Genomic DNA, 1,312 nt, shown 5'->3' on the forward strand with positions numbered 1-1,312 from the left:
GCCAGGGCAGGCGTGGCCGCCGCCCCGAGCACAGCCGGTACGCCGGCGGCCAGCGCGCCGAAGCGCAGCACCTGTCGGCGATCTGCCACGGTTCCTCCACGGGATCCGCCGGCGACCGTCGCCGGGCCTCCCCGCAGCGAGTTCAGGCGATCACTCCGACCGGCAGGCGAAGTCGCCGTGGCGGCCGGGCGAACGCCTCGTGAGAAACCGCCGGTGATGATCACTTCGCGCGGCGGGGTGTACCGGGACGGGGTACGGGGAACGGTCATCGTCGTCCGGATGGTCCGGTCCGCTGCCCCTTCGTCCCCTTGAGGTTCCGGCGAAGATCGGCTTAGGGTTGTGGTCCGAACGCTCACAGTGAAAAGCCTTCGTGGAGTGTCACCATGGGATTTCTCGAGCGTCGCGCCGATCAGAATCGGCCGGTCGGAGAGGCCGTGACCAGGCCAACCCGGCCCGAGGACCGGTACGGCACCAAGACCGGCCCGCGTCCCGGCGGCTCCAACGAGCCCCTCTTCGAGCCGGCCCACGCCCGCCGGGCCAACGCCGATCCGGTCGGCCTGCCCACCTCACCACCCGCCCCGCCGTCACCCGCACGAGTGGTTCCGGATCCGGTCCCGGACCAGCCGGCCGCGCCCCGGCCGGTCGGACGCACCGACCTGACTCTGCTGCTCGGCCGGACCGTGCTCGAGGCGCGCGTCCAGCAGATCTGCCAGGAGTACGGCCTCATCCCGCGTTCCGGCGCGGCGGTCGGCTCCGGGCTCTCCCGCTCGTACCTGTCCCGTGACGCCGGGGTGGAGCTCGCCGCCGACGCGCACGGCCTGGTCACCACGGTCTTCCTGCACTTCCACGGCGACGACGGGTTCACCTCGTACCAGGGTGAGATCCCGGGCGGGGCGGGCAGCATCCCGCGACGAACCCAGCTGTGGGCGGCCCTGGGTCACCCGGATGAGCAGGGTGACCCGTACCGGGACCGCTTCCTGGGCGACTACGGCCCGTGGGACCGCTGGATGCTGGCCGGCTTCGCGTTGCACGCCCAGTACGCGGTGGACGGCGAGCGCCTCGACCGGGTCACGCTGACCCTGCCCGACCGCCTGCCCCGCGCCGCCTGACCGAGCCGTTCAGAGGCGCAGCTGGGGCCAGTCGAGCAGGCCGGCGCCCAGGTCGCGGACCGTGGCCAGCAGGCCGAGCCGGGCCGAGCGCAGCGCCGGGTCGTCCGCCATCACGAAGACGTCGTCGAAGAACGCGTGCACCGGGGTGGTGAGCGGTCCGGCGACCGTGGTGAAGCGGCTCAGGTCGGCGTCCGCGGGCAGCT

3 protein-coding genes are annotated in these 1,312 nt (G+C 73.2%); 2 read left to right on the forward strand and 1 reads right to left on the reverse strand.

The features are described from left to right. On the forward strand, nucleotides 1-203 hold a 203-nt coding region (locus AB0C29_RS48855; RefSeq protein ID WP_360835265.1), incomplete at its 5' end, for a hypothetical protein. Between the two features lie 231 nt (nucleotides 204-434). Further along, nucleotides 435-1,109, forward strand: a complete 675-nt coding sequence (locus AB0C29_RS48860; protein WP_360835267.1) for a hypothetical protein — start codon at nucleotides 435-437, stop codon at nucleotides 1,107-1,109. Between the two features lie 9 nt (nucleotides 1,110-1,118). Here AB0C29_RS48860 and AB0C29_RS48865 read toward each other — a convergent pair. Further along, nucleotides 1,119-1,312 (reverse strand): hypothetical protein (locus AB0C29_RS48865; protein WP_360835269.1); only part of this gene is annotated, 194 nt, incomplete at its 5' end.

The sequence above is a fragment of the Actinoplanes sp. NPDC048791 genome, from assembly GCF_040650095.1.
Classification (GTDB): Bacteria; Actinomycetota; Actinomycetes; order Mycobacteriales; family Micromonosporaceae; genus Actinoplanes.